The following is a 12,888-nucleotide window of genomic DNA, read 5'->3' as shown; positions in this document are numbered from 1 at the left end:
CCTCCACGACTAGGATTCGCTCCAATGGCGGTTCAGTCAATCGCCGACGGCGTGTCGCAAAACACCCCACCACAATCCGCAGAGAATTAGACCTGGCCCTGCAGCGCCGCCACGGTCAAGAGGTGCGCCGCCAGGTCCGTCTCCGCCTCGTTGCTGCTGACGATGTTCCGCTCCCGGCTGGTGCCGGAGACGGCGAGCAGCGAACCGCGCCGCGGTTTCTGCAGGCGGTCGTCGAAGAGAGCCTTGGGCGCGCGTTCTCTCAGTAGCGTCACCAGGATCTGGAAGTTCTCGTGAACGGTGCGACCGATGCGCTCTCCGAGCCCGGTGTAGCGAAGAGAGCCGGCGCGCAGCAGTAGGTGGCCACTCCCGCTCCGGTGCATCACGTACAGCACCGGCTCGCGCTCCTCGCTGCTCGACTGCTTGCTCACGGTGGACTTCTTGCTGAGCACCAGCCCGCCGCTGAGGGCCGCTCGGCTCAAGCTCAGTTTCTTCTCCGTGTGCTGTTCGTTCGTCTCCTCGTGCCGTACGTGCGTAGCGACCAAGAGCGCCAGCATGTCGGCGTAGCGGAAGTCGTCGAGGCCATCGGGGGTGAAGCTGAAGCTCCGGGGTGACGCCATCGCGTCGGAGGAAGCCACGCTCGCAGCGTCGCAGGCGACGGCGCCGTGGCCACGGCCGCGGAGCAGCGCGAGGACGCTCTTGGCGGCGTCCAGCTCGTTGCCCGTCCACAGCACCACCGGCGGCGTGGCCGCCAGCGACAAACGCAGCTCGTAGGCACCGACTCCGAGCACCGGAGCAAGAGCGCCCACCTCCCCCTCCAGGGGGCCCGCGGGAGAAAATCGGGTCAAGGCGACGACGAACACGACGTTCTCAGTATGCCCCTTGACACTAATTTATCAGTGGATAAGTTCCTGCCCGCCATGGCCCGCCCCGCCAATGCCGACGCCGACGCGACACGCCGCCACATCCTGACGGCTGCCACCGCCGCGTTTGGTCAGCACGGCCTCGATGGTTGCACAGTGCGGGAGATCGCCACAGCGGCGGGGGTCACCTTCGCAGCCGTCCACCACTACTTCGGAACCAAGGACGAGCTGTACGCCACCTGCCTCGATCAGGCGTTCGCGGAGCTTTCGGCGATCGGCGCGGAGATCGCTGGGGTGGTCGCGCGCTCCAAGTGCCCGGTTCAAGACGCCGTCCGTCACGCCTTTCGCGCCGCGCGCGCCAAGCCCGACCGCAGTCGCTTCCTGCTTCGCGCCTTCGTTTACGAGAGCTCTCCCATCGCGCAGGACCGGGTGCGCAAGGCGCAGCGGATGCTCCTGGGCAGCGCTACCGAACTGCTCGCGCCCCGCGACTATGGCAAGCGCATTCCACTCGTGGGCATCGGGATCCTGATCACGCGCTTTGCCGTGGCTCCGAAGAGCGAGCTGTCGCTGTTCGCGGAAGAGACGGGCGACGCGAATGCCGCCATCGAGGCGTATCTCGTGGATGTGGCGACACACACACTGGAGGCCGCGTGAGCCCGCGCCTACGCACCACGCTGCTCGTGATCGTGCTCGCGGGGCTGCTCGCCGGCGGCATCGCGCTGCACCGCACCGGCCAACTGCGGCCTGACGTGATTGGTGCTTGGATCCGCTCGCTCGGGATCTGGGCAGCTCCGGTATTCGTGGCGGCCTTCGCTGCGGGGCAGCTCTTGCATCTTCCGGGCACGGCCTTCGTGGTCGCGGCACGTACGGCCTGGGGTCCGGTGTTCGGTTTTGCCTTGGCCTATGGCGCCGCCGTGGTCGCCGTCACGGTGCCCTTCGTGCTCACGCGCCGCGCCCGCGGCACGGGCGAGCGCAGCTTTCGGCCCCGTTGGCGCTGGCTGGCGCGCCTGTTGGACCGAGTGGAAGTGCACCCGGTCCGAAGCGTGGTGCTCCTTCGGCTGGTGCTGTGGCTGTCTCCGCCTCTGGGTTACGCCCTCGCCTTCACCGGCATTCGCACTCGAGACTACGTGGTCGGCTCCGCGCTCGGGTTGGCCCCTTGCATCGCCCTCGTCAGCTGTGGGGTGGGATGGATCTTCGGATGATGAAAGCAATTCGATTCACGAGCTATGGCCCCGCGGACGTGCTCCAGCTGGCAGACGTACCAGCACCGGTCCCCGGTCCCCGGGAGGTGTTGGTGGCGGTGCACGCAGCCGCCGTCAATCCGGTGGACTGCAAGATCCGCGGCGGCAGCCACCGCGCCATCATCCGCCCCCGATTTCCCGTCGTCCCGGGGATGGACCTCTCCGGCGTCGTGAGCGCCGTAGGCAAGGACGTGACGCGCTTCCGCGTCGGAGACGCCGTGTTCGCCTCACCGAATCACCACCGCATGGGAAGCTACGCCGAGCTCGCCGTGGTGAGCGAGAGCGAGCTCGCCCGCAAGCCCGCGTCCCTGACGCACGAGCAAGCCGCATCACTACCGCTGGTGGCGCTCACCGCTTGGGACGCGCTCGTCACCCGCGGCCACCTGCGGCAGGGCGAACGGGTGCTGATCCAGGCCGGCGCCGGCGGCGTGGGCTCGGTAGCGATTCAGATCGCGAAGCACTTTGGTGCGGAGGTGCTGGCCACCTGCAGTCGAGGCAACGTGGAGCGAGTGCGAGAGCTCGGCGCCGACGTGATCATCGACTACGGCGCAGAGCGTTATGAAGACGTGGCTCGCGGAGCAGAAATGATCGTCGACAGCCTCGGTCCCGCTCACTGGCGGCGCGAGCTCACCACGGTTCAGCGCGGTGGTCGCATCATCGGCCTGACGACCGGACTGCCGGAAGCCGCCAAGCGGTTCGGCCCCGCGCTGGGCATGGCGTACGCGCTGACTCAGATCGCAAGCTTCGTGATCCGCGCTCGTTTGTCGAAAAATGTGCGCTTCGTGCCGATGTCACGGGCTCCCAGTGGAGAGACGCTGACGCGCATCGCGGAGCTCGTGGAAGCGGGTGCACTCCGACCGGTGATCGACAGCGTGTTGCCTCTGGAGCAGGCAGCGGAAGCGCATCGCCGCGTGGAGGGCGGGCATTGCCACGGAAAGGTGGTCCTCGCCGTCGCGAGCTGAGTCGCCCCATGCGTTATGCTCCTTCATGTAGCAAAGGAGCGTGGTGTGATCGAAGACGTCGAGGTGAAGCCAGGTCACCGCCTGGAGGACTACGAAGCCTACGCGCATCTGTCGCGAGCCGTCGACGAGCTGCGCCGGGAAGCAGAGCCCCTCGTGAAGGCGCTCTCCGGACGCACCGTGTGGATGGTGAACTCCACCGCCAAAGGGGGCGGCGTCGCAGAAATGCTGCCGAGACAGGTCGCGTTGCTCAACGAGCTGGGCCTCCAGACCCGTTGGTGCGTCATCGGCACGGAACGTACGGAGTTCTTCGATCTCACCAAGCGTCTGCACAACGCCATTCACGGCGCCGGCGCCCCCAGCTTCAGCGCGGACGACCGCGCCCTGTACGAGACCGTCGGCAAGGAGCTCGCAGCCGAGCTCGGCCCACGCCTCGCTCCGGGCGACGTGCTGGTGGTGCACGACCCACAACCTGCGGCCATGGGCGCCCGCATTCGCCAGAGTCAAGACGTCGTCGCCATCTGGCGCTGCCACATTGGTCTGGACGAGGAGAATGCGCAGACGCAAGCCGCCTGGAAGCTGCTCGAGCCGTACCTGCACGAGTACGACCACGGCGTCTTCACCGCGCCGGAATACATTCCGCACTTCCTGGCGGGGCGCTCCTCTCTCATCACTCCCGCCCTCGACCCGCTCACGAACAAGAACCGACCGCTCTCGGCGCACCGCCTCACGGGCATCCTGTGCAACGCCGGACTGATGCTCCAGCACAACCCGGTGCTGCCCGGCCCCTTCGCCAAGCCCGCGCTGCGACTCCAGCCGGACGGCAGCTTCGGACCCGCGGTGCAACCCGACGAAATCGGGCTCCTGTTCCGACCCACGGTCACGCAGATCTCTCGCTGGGATCGCCTGAAGGGCTGGAAGCCGCTGCTGGACGCCTTCACTCAGCTCAAGCAGCAGTACCCCGCCCTGGAAGAGCTGTCGGAGGTGCAGAAACGTCGCTTCTCGTTGTGTCGCCTGGTGCTCGCCGGTCCCGAGCCGGCCGCCGTGGCGGACGATCCCGAAGCCAAGGACGTACTCGAAGAGCTGATCCAGGGCTACGTGGCCTTGCCCAAGGACGTGCAGAAGGACGTGGTCATGCTGTCGTTGCCGATGGGGTCGACACGAGAAAACGCCCTGATGGTGAACGCGCTGCAGAGCTGCTCGTCCATCGTCGTTCAGAACTCCGTTCGTGAGGGCTTCGGCTTGACGGTCACGGAGCCGATGCTCAAAGGCGTGCCCGTGCTCGGCTCGCCGGCGTGTGGCATACGCCAGCAGATCCGCGACGGCATCGATGGCCGGCTGCACCACGACGCATCGGATCCCGCCGTCATTGCCACCGCGCTGGTGGAGATGCTGAACGACCCGGTCGGCCGCGCCGACTGGGGCCGCCACGGCCAGCGCCGCGTGTACGACGAGTTCCTGATCTTCTCCCAGCTCCGCCGTTGGCTCCGAACGCTCGCCGCCGCCGTGGATCGCGGCAGCCTCACTCCGCCGAGGCCGAGCAAGTTCCCGCCGTCGTCGCGCTGATCTTGCTGTGCGGCGACGACCGTGAAACCCTCTTCGGGTGAAGCGCTGGATTGTCCCGTTGGTCTGCCTCGCTAGCGTCGCCGCCTGCGACAAGAAGGAGCCCTCTCCCACCCCCGCGGCGTCCGCAGCCGCACCGGATCTGGGCGCCAAGTATGCTGCGATGACGCCCGATCAGCGGGTGCGCGCCGCGCGCTCGGCGTGCCTCGTCGGCGACGACTGTGATCCGAAGACCGCAGAGGCGTTGCTCGGAGCGGCGAAGGACGCGAAGGAGCGCGAGTCCCTCGCCGGTGCAGCGCGACCGGCGTTCGCTTCGCAGTACCAGCGAGCGCTGGATGCAAAGGGCAAAAAGGCCGACGCCGTCGTGGCCGATGGTGACAAGCTCGTGGTCAAAGGCAGCGCTTGCACGCGCTTTTTGCTCGAGAACTTCCTGGGCGGCGCCGAGCACGGTTCGGCCAAGGCGCTGGGCTTCCGGCGCATCGAGTGCGACAGCAAGGCCCTCAAAGCGGGCGCCGACCTCTAACGGCCGCGGTGGTGATACGCTCAGCAGCCGCATGGCTCACCCCCTAGAGACGGTCATCCGCAACGCCCACGGCTTCGTCGTCATCGGCGACTCTTCTCAGGGGCGCTTTCCGGCGCAGAGCTACAACAACTACACCAAGACCGGTGTGAAGTTCTACGCTTTGGACCTCGGTGGCCTGACGGAATCTCGCGGCGGCACCAAGGGTGGCAAGGTGTACACCAAAGTGGAGGACTTGCCGGACGACCGCGGAGACCTCGCCGTGATCTGGGTGAAGCCCAAGAGCGCGCGCCACGCGGTGGACGTAGCCCGGGACGCGGGCTGCAAGCGCGTGTGGTTCAGCTTCGGCTCCGGTCATCGCGAAGCGGTCGAGCGCGCAGCCGAGCTCGAGATGGAAGTCGTCGAGATCGGTCGCTGCCCAGTGCATTTTCTGGCGGACCAGGTACCGGCCTGCCGCGCCCACACCGTTCTGCTCAAGCTGACCGGCGGCTACGGCAAGCCGCCGCAGTTGGATCCGAACGCCCGGCGCCGCGAGCTGGTCTGATCCGCCCCGATGCGTCGGCCCCGCGTTCGCCCCAAGATCGAATTCGTGGTGGACCTGCCGCCGAGCGAGGTGCTCTCCCGCTTTCGCGCGTGCATGGCCGAGCACGACCGCGAGTGCAAGGGCAGCATCTTGGGCGAGTGCATCGAGGTCACGGTGATCGCGGACAAACAGCATTTCTGGTCGCCCCAGCTCAGTCTGCAGCTGTCGGAGCACGAGCGCGGCACCGTGATCTACGGTCGTGTCGGACCGACGCCCCAGGTGTGGACCATGCTGATCGCGCTCTATGCCATCGTCGCCATCAGCTCCATCTTCGCGATGTTCTTCGCGTTCTCCCAGTGGCTCCTGGATCAGCCGCTGTGGGCGCTGTGGGCACTACCCTTGGGCCTCGGGCTCACGGCCATGGTGTACGGCACGGCGTACGTCGGCCAGCGGTTGGGTGCGGATCAAACACACGCCCTCGCCAAGGTCGTCACCAGCGCGCTCGACCTGCCCGAAGACGCAATGCACGTGTGAGGGCCGTGCTACCTTTGCTTCGTGACGGATCCCGCAGCGAAGGCGCCGACGCTCGAGGACCTCGACGCCCTACCCCGGGACATCAAGGGCGAGATCATCGAGGGCGTGCTGTACACGATGACCCGCCCTCGGGGTCCGCACCAGCGCATCATTCGCTCCGTCGGAAGCCGCGTTGGCGACCCGTTCGACGCCGTTCCTCTCGACGTGGCCAGCTTCTGGCGCTGATTCAGCGTCCGAGCTCCACCAGATACACGTCGCGCGTGTTGCCGCGCTCTCGTCCGATGAAGAAGCGCGTCGGATCCCCGGGTACCATCGCCAGCCCCTCGTATTCCTCGCCCGGCCTTCCCAGCTCCATCTTCCAGCCTTGTCGCAGGTCCACCACGGCGAAGCGCCGCAGGCCACCATGCCCGACGAGGCGCATGCTTCCCGGCAAGAACTCCCACCACTCGTGCTCCGTCACCATCAGATCTCTCGTCTCCCCGCTGACGGCGCTGCCCACGACGAGGTGCTCCGGCGCCCCGAGCTTGGTGCGAGTGAGGTAGGCAACCTTCGTCCCAGAAGGATCGAACAACGGCTCGCTGTATGCCGGATCGCTTCGAAGCACGACGAGCTCCGGCTGAACGGTCGCCGTGCAGTTCACCTGTTGGTCCATCACGTAGCAAAGGCGCGAGAGGTCTCGAGCCACGCTCACGTTGGAGAGGAAGCTCATCGCGTTCGCGGCCTTGACGATTTCGTCTCGCCGACCACCGTCCAGCTGCAAGAGGTCGACGTTTGCGTAGCCTCGTGAGTGCATCGCCTGGAGCTCGGAGGACTCGCCCAGAAGAGCTCTCCCCGCCTCCGGGTCCAAACCGAGCACCGTGCCACAGTCCTTGCCCAGGCTCTTCGGGCGAGCCAGCGCGGATAGGGACACGGAGTAGAGTTCGCACTGGCTCGTGCGATACACGAGCGTGTTGCCGGCGACGTCGTACACCCGCACCCTCGGGATCTCGCGCTCCAGCGCCCCGCTCGGCAGAGAGAAGACGCGCAAGTTCCAGTTTTCGTCGGCGACGAGCAGGTGCTTCTCGTCGTCGCTGATCCGCACGCGGGTGCTGGCGCGCACGGGGATCGGCCGACTCTGGCCTCCAGCCCGAAGCTCGAGCTCCTTCCGCCGGTGCACCACCACGTAGGTGTGCTTCTTGGACATGGTGACGGTGCCGGCGTCCTTGGCAAACAGCGTGATCTCGACCCCGCTGGTGTCTTCGTCGCGAAGCGCTGCGTCGGTGACATCAAAGACCGGCTCCGGCTCTGCCACCACCACCGCTGGCGGCGGCTTCGCCGCTTGCTGCAGCGGAGGGGGTGGAGGGCGCAGAGGCTCGGGAGGTCTAGGTGGCGGAGGCGAGGCGCAAGACACGAGCAACGGAAGCACGCAGCAATGAAGTCGCATCGTCAGACCAACGCCGGGGTGAGACGTTTCCTTACAGGCTCTTGCCGTCGATAATGCCCACGTCCAGGGACATCACGTCGATGGCGTCCACGCAGCCGAGATTCACGCGATAACCGAAGCCGTCGTCCCCATGATACGGGTAGATGCCGCAGGTCTTGCAGAACAGATGGTTCACGTCGTGGTCACCCCAGCGGTAGTCCGACAGCTCCTCCACGTTCTCGATCGGTTCGAAGTCCTCTGCCGGGAAATACGTCGACGACATGACCGCGCCCTTGCGCTTGCAGATGGAACAATTGCATCGCTTCCCCGTCGTGATGGGCTCGCTCCGAAAAGCGAAGCGGAGTTTGCCGCAATGGCAGCGCCCTTCGTAGCGGATCTTGGCCATGAGGCGCGAGCTACCAGCCGTCCGGAATGCCGTCAACGGTGTGGCCGCGGCGCCCCGACAAACAAAATCAGAGCAGGCGGGCAACGGGAACGCGCAGGTGATCGGCGCCCAAGATCTCCGGCTTGTTCGCGATGCACAAGCGCTCTCCCGCTTCGATGCGCGCCTGCAGCTCGCGTTGGCTCACGTGATCTTCCGAGTCGATCCACTTCCACACGGCCGGACGCTCGACCTCGCCGTCGGCGTCCCGGGCGAGGTTCTTGAGCACGGCATCGCTGAGCGTCACGCCGTAGGTCAGCGTCCAGGCTTCACTGTGGGCGGGAGTCCAAGCGCTGAGCAGCTCGAGGGGACCCAGGCGCGTGTGGATGGAGAGCGCGCTCGAGTTCCATTGCGTGGCGCCGATCTGCCGGCGCGCGCGATACGTCTTGAGACCCACGGCCTTGGTGAGCCCACCGAGACCGGCCAGCCCCTCTTCCGGAAGCTGCGGCGCCATGCTGGCGAGATTGTGCGCCATCCAGATGCCCTGCTCGTGCGTGGGGATGGCGATGAACATGGCGAGGGGCACGAACTGACCGGAGCCGCTCTTTACCTTCATGGCTTCCCGAGTGCTCGGCAGCAGATCTGCCTCGTTGGCTCCAAAGCCCACGATGCCTCCCGGCAGCTCCGCGCCATCGAAGAACACCCAGCGCGGCATGGGCATGCCCTCGGGTCCGAAGGTGGCGCCGTCCAGATGACGAAGCAGCTCGAGGAACGGGCCCGAAGCGCTCTTCAACGGATCGAAGCGCTGCTGGATCTCCAGGCCGAAGGGACGCAGGTCGAAATGCTCTTGGTGCTCCGCCGTGGCCACCACGAAGGGCGAGAGCCGCTCGAGGAGACGCGGATTCTGCGGTGAAAGCAGGGTCATGCCGTCCTCCAGCGCACCAGCGCCCGTGGCGCACGACCCACGGCGGCCGGCGTCACTCCCGTGAGCTCCAACTCTTCTCCACCCTCGATGCGCGCTTGCAGCCGCTGCAGCGCAGGGTGATCCGCTTCGTCCACGGGGAACGCGTCGTCCGGTGAAGCCAGCGGTGGTTTCAGTGCCTGCTCTTGCGAGGCGTCGTCCACGGCCCACTCGAAGACACACGTGGCCGGATGAGTGTGCGCCGGCACCCACGCCGCGCGCACCGCGAGAGGCCCGAAACGCGTCTGCGCCGCGAGCCGATGCGAGCCCCATTGAATCGTACCCGTGGCGCGCTTCACCCGCAGCATGGCCAGGGCGATGGCCAACGTCTCTGCGGAAGTTGCCACGGTGTCGAAGTTCGGCACCAGCTCCAGCAGGGACGAGATCGAGTACACGAGCCAATGACCTTCCGCGACCATGGGCGTGGCCATGCACATGGTGAAGGGCACGAACTCCGCCGGCGCTATCTCCGAGCGCAGCGGTTCCGGCAGCTTGTCGTGGCTACCCCCGAGCCCAACGATGGCCCCCGGCAGCTCCGCGCAGTCGTAGATCGCCCAGCGCGGCATGCGCATGCCCAGCGGGCCGAAGGTCATCACGTCCACGCGATCGATGAGATCCACGAACGCCTCGCTGCGCCGCCGCGTGGGATCGTAGAAGCGGTCCTTCGAGAGCCGCACACCGAGGGGGCTGTCGTCGATGCGCCGGAGCAGAGGCGCGGTGGCGATCACATAAGGCTCGAGACCGAGAGCGTCGGCTTCCACCTTTCGACGCTAACATCAGCGGCTCCCATTTGTTGGTCCGCCGCGGAAACCGCCATGACGGACGCCAGTCGCTGTACCCGGCAGGGGTGGCTGCCCTGGCACAATCATCTACTATCACGCGAGGCGGGCTTGGAATGGCGGGACCGGAGTGCAGAGCGGCGTGGACGCAGCACGTGTGGAAGGGGATCGCGATGCTCCCCGATTCCACCGTTGGCGAGATCCGCGCGAGCATGCGTCGGGAACACCTCAAGGACCTGGAAGCGTCGCTGCCCATTCGCTGGCTGCCTCTGGCAGTGCACATGGACTTGCTGGAGGCCGCCTACGGCGCCTTGGGAGATACGCGGTACCAGCAGTTCTGGCGTGATCGCACCATGACCTCCCTGCAGAACCCGCTCCTGTTCGGCAAGGCCTTCAAGATGGCGTTGAAGACCTTCGGAAAGAGCTCCCTCGGGATCTTGCGAGGCGTGCCCGTCAGCATGCGCTACGCCATTCGAGGGTCGGGCGAGCTGCGGGTCGAGCTCGAGGGCATGGATCAGGCGCGCTTCATTCACGACGGATTTCCGCCGAAGCACTCCGAGGGACTTACCTGGGCGAGCTCCTGGCTCGGTGCCCTCGAGGGCGTGATGTCTGCCGCGGACCAGAAGGTCCGTGTGACCCTCGACAAGCACGAGCCCGCCCACGGCTACTTCGAGTACCTGGTGGAAGCGGCGGGCTGAGGTGCAACGCCGAAGTGCCAACCCCGGGTTGGCGGCGCGCGCGAATACCCCCGCACTTCGCTGATCTCTTCGCTGGCACATGGCTTGCTGTTACGGATCGGATGGCTCGGATCCGGAACTTCCCCGTCGCTGCATTGCTCGGCGTGGTGGCCCTGGTCGTATCGGTGGCGAGCACCTCCGGAGGTTGCTCCAGCAGCGCGCCGGAAGCGGCGAGCGACCGCTACATACCCGCTACCTGCGGCGACGGCGTGTGCAGCCACGACGACGACGAGGTGTGTGAGAACTGCCCGGCCGACTGCGGCGAGTGCCCCGTGTGCGGCAACGGCACTTGCGAGCTGGAGACCGGGCTCGAGTCGTGCGAGTCCTGTGCGGAAGACTGCGGCGCGTGTTCGGTGTGCGGGGACGGAATGTGCGCTGCCACCTCGGGCGAGAACTGCACCAACTGCGCTGACGATTGCGGCGTGTGCGAGGGCTGCGGCGACGGCACCTGCTCCGAAACGGAGACCTGCGAGTCGTGCTCGGCCGACTGCGGCGCTTGCGATAGCTGCGGCAATGGCACGTGCGACGCCGGGGAAACCTGCGACAGCTGCGAGGACGACTGCGGCGTGTGCGCCACCTGCGGCGACGGCACCTGCGACGCAGACGAAGACTGCAAGTCGTGTGCAAAGGACTGCGGCACTTGTCAGCGCAAAGGCTGCGTGCAGGGCGACTTCAAGTTCTACTACGGCGGACTGCACGCCCACACGCACATCTCCGACGGTCAAGGCACGCCGCTTCAAGCTTTCAAGCACGCGAGCCAGGTGACGAAGCCGCCCTTCGACTTCTTGTGGCTTTCGGATCACCGCAACGGCATCACTCCCGCCGAGTGGGCGGGCTGCAAGGCCGCAGCGAACAAGTACAACTCCGAAACCTTCGTGGCCGGCTGCGGTTGGGAGAAGACGGTGTTCGAAGGCGCCAAGGGCATTGGCCACTTCAACACCCTGTTCCCCGACAAGTTCTTCAACCCCAAGGCGAACATCCCCGGCATCTATCAGTCCATGGCGGACTGCAAGCAGTGCGTCGGGCAGTTCAACCATCCGCCGTGGCCCGGCACCTTCAAGAACTACGCGTTCTATCCGGTGGCCGAGGACAAGGTCCGGCTGATGGAGTTCAACGGCCACGGCAGCTTCCCGGACAAGCTGAAGGCCTACTTCACGGCGCTGGATCACGGCTGGCTGGTGTCGCCCTCGTGGAACGAGGACAACCATCACGGCGGCTGGGGAGACACCTCGAACGCCACACTCTTGTGGGCGGCAAAGCTCACCCGCGGAACCGTGCGCAGCGCCGTGCTCGCCAACCGCACCGCGGCCACCAACGACGACACTTCCCGCATCGAGATGGTGGCGGACGGCGTGTGCTGGATGGGCTCGAAGCTCCACGGCTTTGGCGACAGCAAGATCACCGTCACGCTCACGGACAAGCAGGCCAAGGACGGCTTCGGCCCGGTGAAGCTGTACGGCCCGGGACAGAAGCTCCTCGCCACCAAGAAGTGCGCCGGCAAGAATCCCTGCACGGTGAGCTTCCCGCTGAACGTCACCAAGAAGACCTATGTGGTAGCCATCGCCAACCAGCAGGACGGCGACGTGATCATCTCCGGACCGATCTGGTTCGAGAAGTAGCCTTCACACGGCCTTGGCGCGCAGGGTGGCGAAGGCGACGCCACCCTGGGTCGCGACGCCAGCGCGAAGAGCTCACGGTTTGGGCAAGCGAGCTCTCGGCTGATGCTGAGAGCTCGGTGTTTGTCATAGGCATCGCCAACGCGGAAGAGCGCGGAGACGCCTCCGCACTCGCACGTCGGCGTGCCGAACCAGGACCTCCAACGCCAGGTGGCGTCGTGAGCACCCGGCTGCCCCCCGAACACCTCCGCCTGTGGCGAGAGTGCAAGCTCGTGGTCCGTCTGGCTGTGAGCCGACCGGCGCCGTCACGAGCGGCAACGCGTTCACTGGGATCGCTACTCCGGCGCCTTCGCGGCGAGGCCGGGCTGACCCAGGCCCGGCTCGCGGAGCTGGCCGATGTCACCGACGCGACCGTCAGCAGGATAGAGAGAGCGCGGTTCTCTCCGAGCCACGACCTTCTGGTGAGATTGGCAGCGGCGGTCGGCGCCAACGAATCCGATCTTGTCGCGAGGAAGGCTTGCCGACAAGCCGCAGCGGCTCGGTCCCGCACAGGCCCGCCTACTGGCCATGGTCCGAGGCTGGGACGACGCGGCCATCGACGATCTCGTCCGGGCAATCAAGCTGATCACCGCTGCCGCCGTCCGGAGTGCAGGCCCGCCCGGAAAGCCCAGCGGGCAACAACAACGAGCGCGTCGCCGAAGCGGGCGTTGACCGCCTCCTCCAGCTTCAAGTACCTGCTGAACGCCTCGTCGCAGGCGGCGGCTCGAAGACGCTTCTGCATGCGGAGGATCTTCTTGGTCTGACGGTTGTA

At 66.5% G+C, this 12,888-nt stretch carries 16 protein-coding genes; 11 read left to right on the top strand and 5 right to left on the bottom strand.

The annotated features are described in order from the left end of the window. Window positions 1–86: 86 nt before the first annotated feature. The gene (locus H6717_41450; protein ID MCB9583573.1) at window positions 87–860 is read right to left on the bottom strand and encodes a hypothetical protein; all 774 of its coding nucleotides are present in this window, start codon (window positions 858–860) and stop codon (window positions 87–89) included. 57 nt (window positions 861–917) lie between these two features. Between H6717_41450 and H6717_41445 the strand changes: the two genes are divergently transcribed. Genes H6717_41445 through H6717_41410 form a run of 8 tightly spaced genes read left to right on the top strand, consistent with a single transcriptional unit; the run spans window position 918 to window position 6,425 of the window. After that, window positions 918–1,514 carry a TetR family transcriptional regulator gene (locus H6717_41445; protein ID MCB9583572.1) on the top strand — a complete coding sequence of 199 codons (597 nt, stop codon included), beginning with the start codon at window positions 918–920 and terminating at the stop codon, window positions 1,512–1,514. After that, entirely contained in the window at window positions 1,511–2,062 is a 552-nt protein-coding gene (locus H6717_41440; protein MCB9583571.1) for a VTT domain-containing protein, read from the top strand. The genes H6717_41445 and H6717_41440 overlap by 4 nt, the downstream gene beginning before the upstream one ends. After that, window positions 2,059–3,063, top strand: a complete 1,005-nt coding sequence (locus H6717_41435; GenBank protein MCB9583570.1) for an NADP-dependent oxidoreductase — start codon at window positions 2,059–2,061, stop codon at window positions 3,061–3,063. Before H6717_41440 ends, H6717_41435 begins: the two co-directional genes overlap by 4 nt. A 45-nt stretch (window positions 3,064–3,108) precedes the next feature. After that, the gene (locus H6717_41430) at window positions 3,109–4,626 is read left to right on the top strand and encodes a glycosyltransferase (protein ID MCB9583569.1); all 1,518 of its coding nucleotides are present in this window, start codon (window positions 3,109–3,111) and stop codon (window positions 4,624–4,626) included. A 37-nt stretch (window positions 4,627–4,663) separates the two neighbouring features. Beyond that, window positions 4,664–5,146 carry a hypothetical protein gene (locus H6717_41425; GenBank protein ID MCB9583568.1) on the top strand — a complete coding sequence of 161 codons (483 nt, stop codon included), beginning with the start codon at window positions 4,664–4,666 and terminating at the stop codon, window positions 5,144–5,146. Between the two features lie 31 nt (window positions 5,147–5,177). Beyond that, window positions 5,178–5,687 (top strand): CoA-binding protein, encoded by a 510-nt coding sequence (locus H6717_41420; GenBank protein ID MCB9583567.1) that lies wholly within the window; start codon window positions 5,178–5,180, stop codon window positions 5,685–5,687. 9 nt (window positions 5,688–5,696) lie between these two features. Further along, window positions 5,697–6,200 carry a hypothetical protein gene (locus H6717_41415; GenBank protein MCB9583566.1) on the top strand — a complete coding sequence of 168 codons (504 nt, stop codon included), beginning with the start codon at window positions 5,697–5,699 and terminating at the stop codon, window positions 6,198–6,200. 21 nt (window positions 6,201–6,221) lie between these two features. Further along, window positions 6,222–6,425, top strand: a complete 204-nt coding sequence (locus H6717_41410) for a hypothetical protein (protein ID MCB9583565.1) — start codon at window positions 6,222–6,224, stop codon at window positions 6,423–6,425. Between the two features lies 1 nt (window position 6,426). Here the strand turns inward: H6717_41410 and H6717_41405 are convergent, their stop codons facing one another. The 4 genes from H6717_41405 to H6717_41390 all read right to left on the bottom strand — a co-directional run bounded on the left by H6717_41405 (window position 6,427) and on the right by H6717_41390 (window position 9,706). Then, window positions 6,427–7,605, bottom strand: a complete 1,179-nt coding sequence (locus H6717_41405) for a hypothetical protein (protein ID MCB9583564.1) — start codon at window positions 7,603–7,605, stop codon at window positions 6,427–6,429. A gap of 49 nt (window positions 7,606–7,654) precedes the next feature. Continuing rightward, the gene (locus tag H6717_41400; protein ID MCB9583563.1) at window positions 7,655–7,999 is read right to left on the bottom strand and encodes a GFA family protein; all 345 of its coding nucleotides are present in this window, start codon (window positions 7,997–7,999) and stop codon (window positions 7,655–7,657) included. Window positions 8,000–8,075: 76 nt separating this feature from the next. Beyond that, window positions 8,076–8,909, bottom strand: coding sequence for a hypothetical protein (locus tag H6717_41395; protein ID MCB9583562.1), 834 nt, complete (start codon window positions 8,907–8,909; stop codon window positions 8,076–8,078). Then, complete coding sequence (locus tag H6717_41390) at window positions 8,906–9,706, bottom strand: hypothetical protein (GenBank protein ID MCB9583561.1); 801 nt, start codon at window positions 9,704–9,706, stop codon at window positions 8,906–8,908. The genes H6717_41395 and H6717_41390 overlap by 4 nt, the downstream gene beginning before the upstream one ends. A gap of 191 nt (window positions 9,707–9,897) precedes the next feature. Between H6717_41390 and H6717_41385 the strand changes: the two genes are divergently transcribed. The 3 genes from H6717_41385 to H6717_41375 all read left to right on the top strand — a co-directional run bounded on the left by H6717_41385 (window position 9,898) and on the right by H6717_41375 (window position 12,880). Further along, a complete protein-coding gene (locus H6717_41385) occupies window positions 9,898–10,422 on the top strand; it encodes a hypothetical protein (GenBank protein ID MCB9583560.1) in 525 nt (174 codons plus the stop codon). Between the two features lie 101 nt (window positions 10,423–10,523). Continuing rightward, a complete protein-coding gene (locus H6717_41380; GenBank protein MCB9583559.1) occupies window positions 10,524–12,080 on the top strand; it encodes a hypothetical protein in 1,557 nt (518 codons plus the stop codon). Window positions 12,081–12,364: 284 nt separating this feature from the next. Next, window positions 12,365–12,880 (top strand): helix-turn-helix transcriptional regulator, encoded by a 516-nt coding sequence (locus tag H6717_41375; protein ID MCB9583558.1) that lies wholly within the window; start codon window positions 12,365–12,367, stop codon window positions 12,878–12,880. Window positions 12,881–12,888 lie beyond the last annotated feature (8 nt).

This window comes from Polyangiaceae bacterium, from assembly GCA_020633235.1.
Lineage (GTDB): Bacteria > Myxococcota_A > Polyangia > Polyangiales > Polyangiaceae > JACKEA01.
The sequence above is the reverse complement of the archived record's forward strand: the minus strand, read 5'-3'. Positions and strand labels throughout refer to the sequence as shown.

Excerpts from the sequence above, each read along its gene's own strand:
- H6717_41380 (MCB9583559.1), top strand. The coding sequence starts at position 10,524 with ATGGCTCGGATCCGGAACTTCCCCGTCGCTGCATTGCTCGGCGTGGTG.
- H6717_41385 (MCB9583560.1), top strand. The coding sequence starts at position 9,898 with ATGCTCCCCGATTCCACCGTTGGCGAGATCCGCGCGAGCATGCGTCGG.
- H6717_41415 (MCB9583566.1), top strand. The coding sequence starts at position 5,697 with ATGCGTCGGCCCCGCGTTCGCCCCAAGATCGAATTCGTGGTGGACCTG.
- H6717_41395 (MCB9583562.1), bottom strand. The coding sequence starts at position 8,909 with ATGACCCTGCTTTCACCGCAGAATCCGCGTCTCCTCGAGCGGCTCTCG.
- H6717_41435 (MCB9583570.1), top strand. The coding sequence starts at position 2,059 with ATGATGAAAGCAATTCGATTCACGAGCTATGGCCCCGCGGACGTGCTC.
- H6717_41420 (MCB9583567.1), top strand. The coding sequence starts at position 5,178 with ATGGCTCACCCCCTAGAGACGGTCATCCGCAACGCCCACGGCTTCGTC.
- H6717_41445 (MCB9583572.1), top strand. The coding sequence starts at position 918 with ATGGCCCGCCCCGCCAATGCCGACGCCGACGCGACACGCCGCCACATC.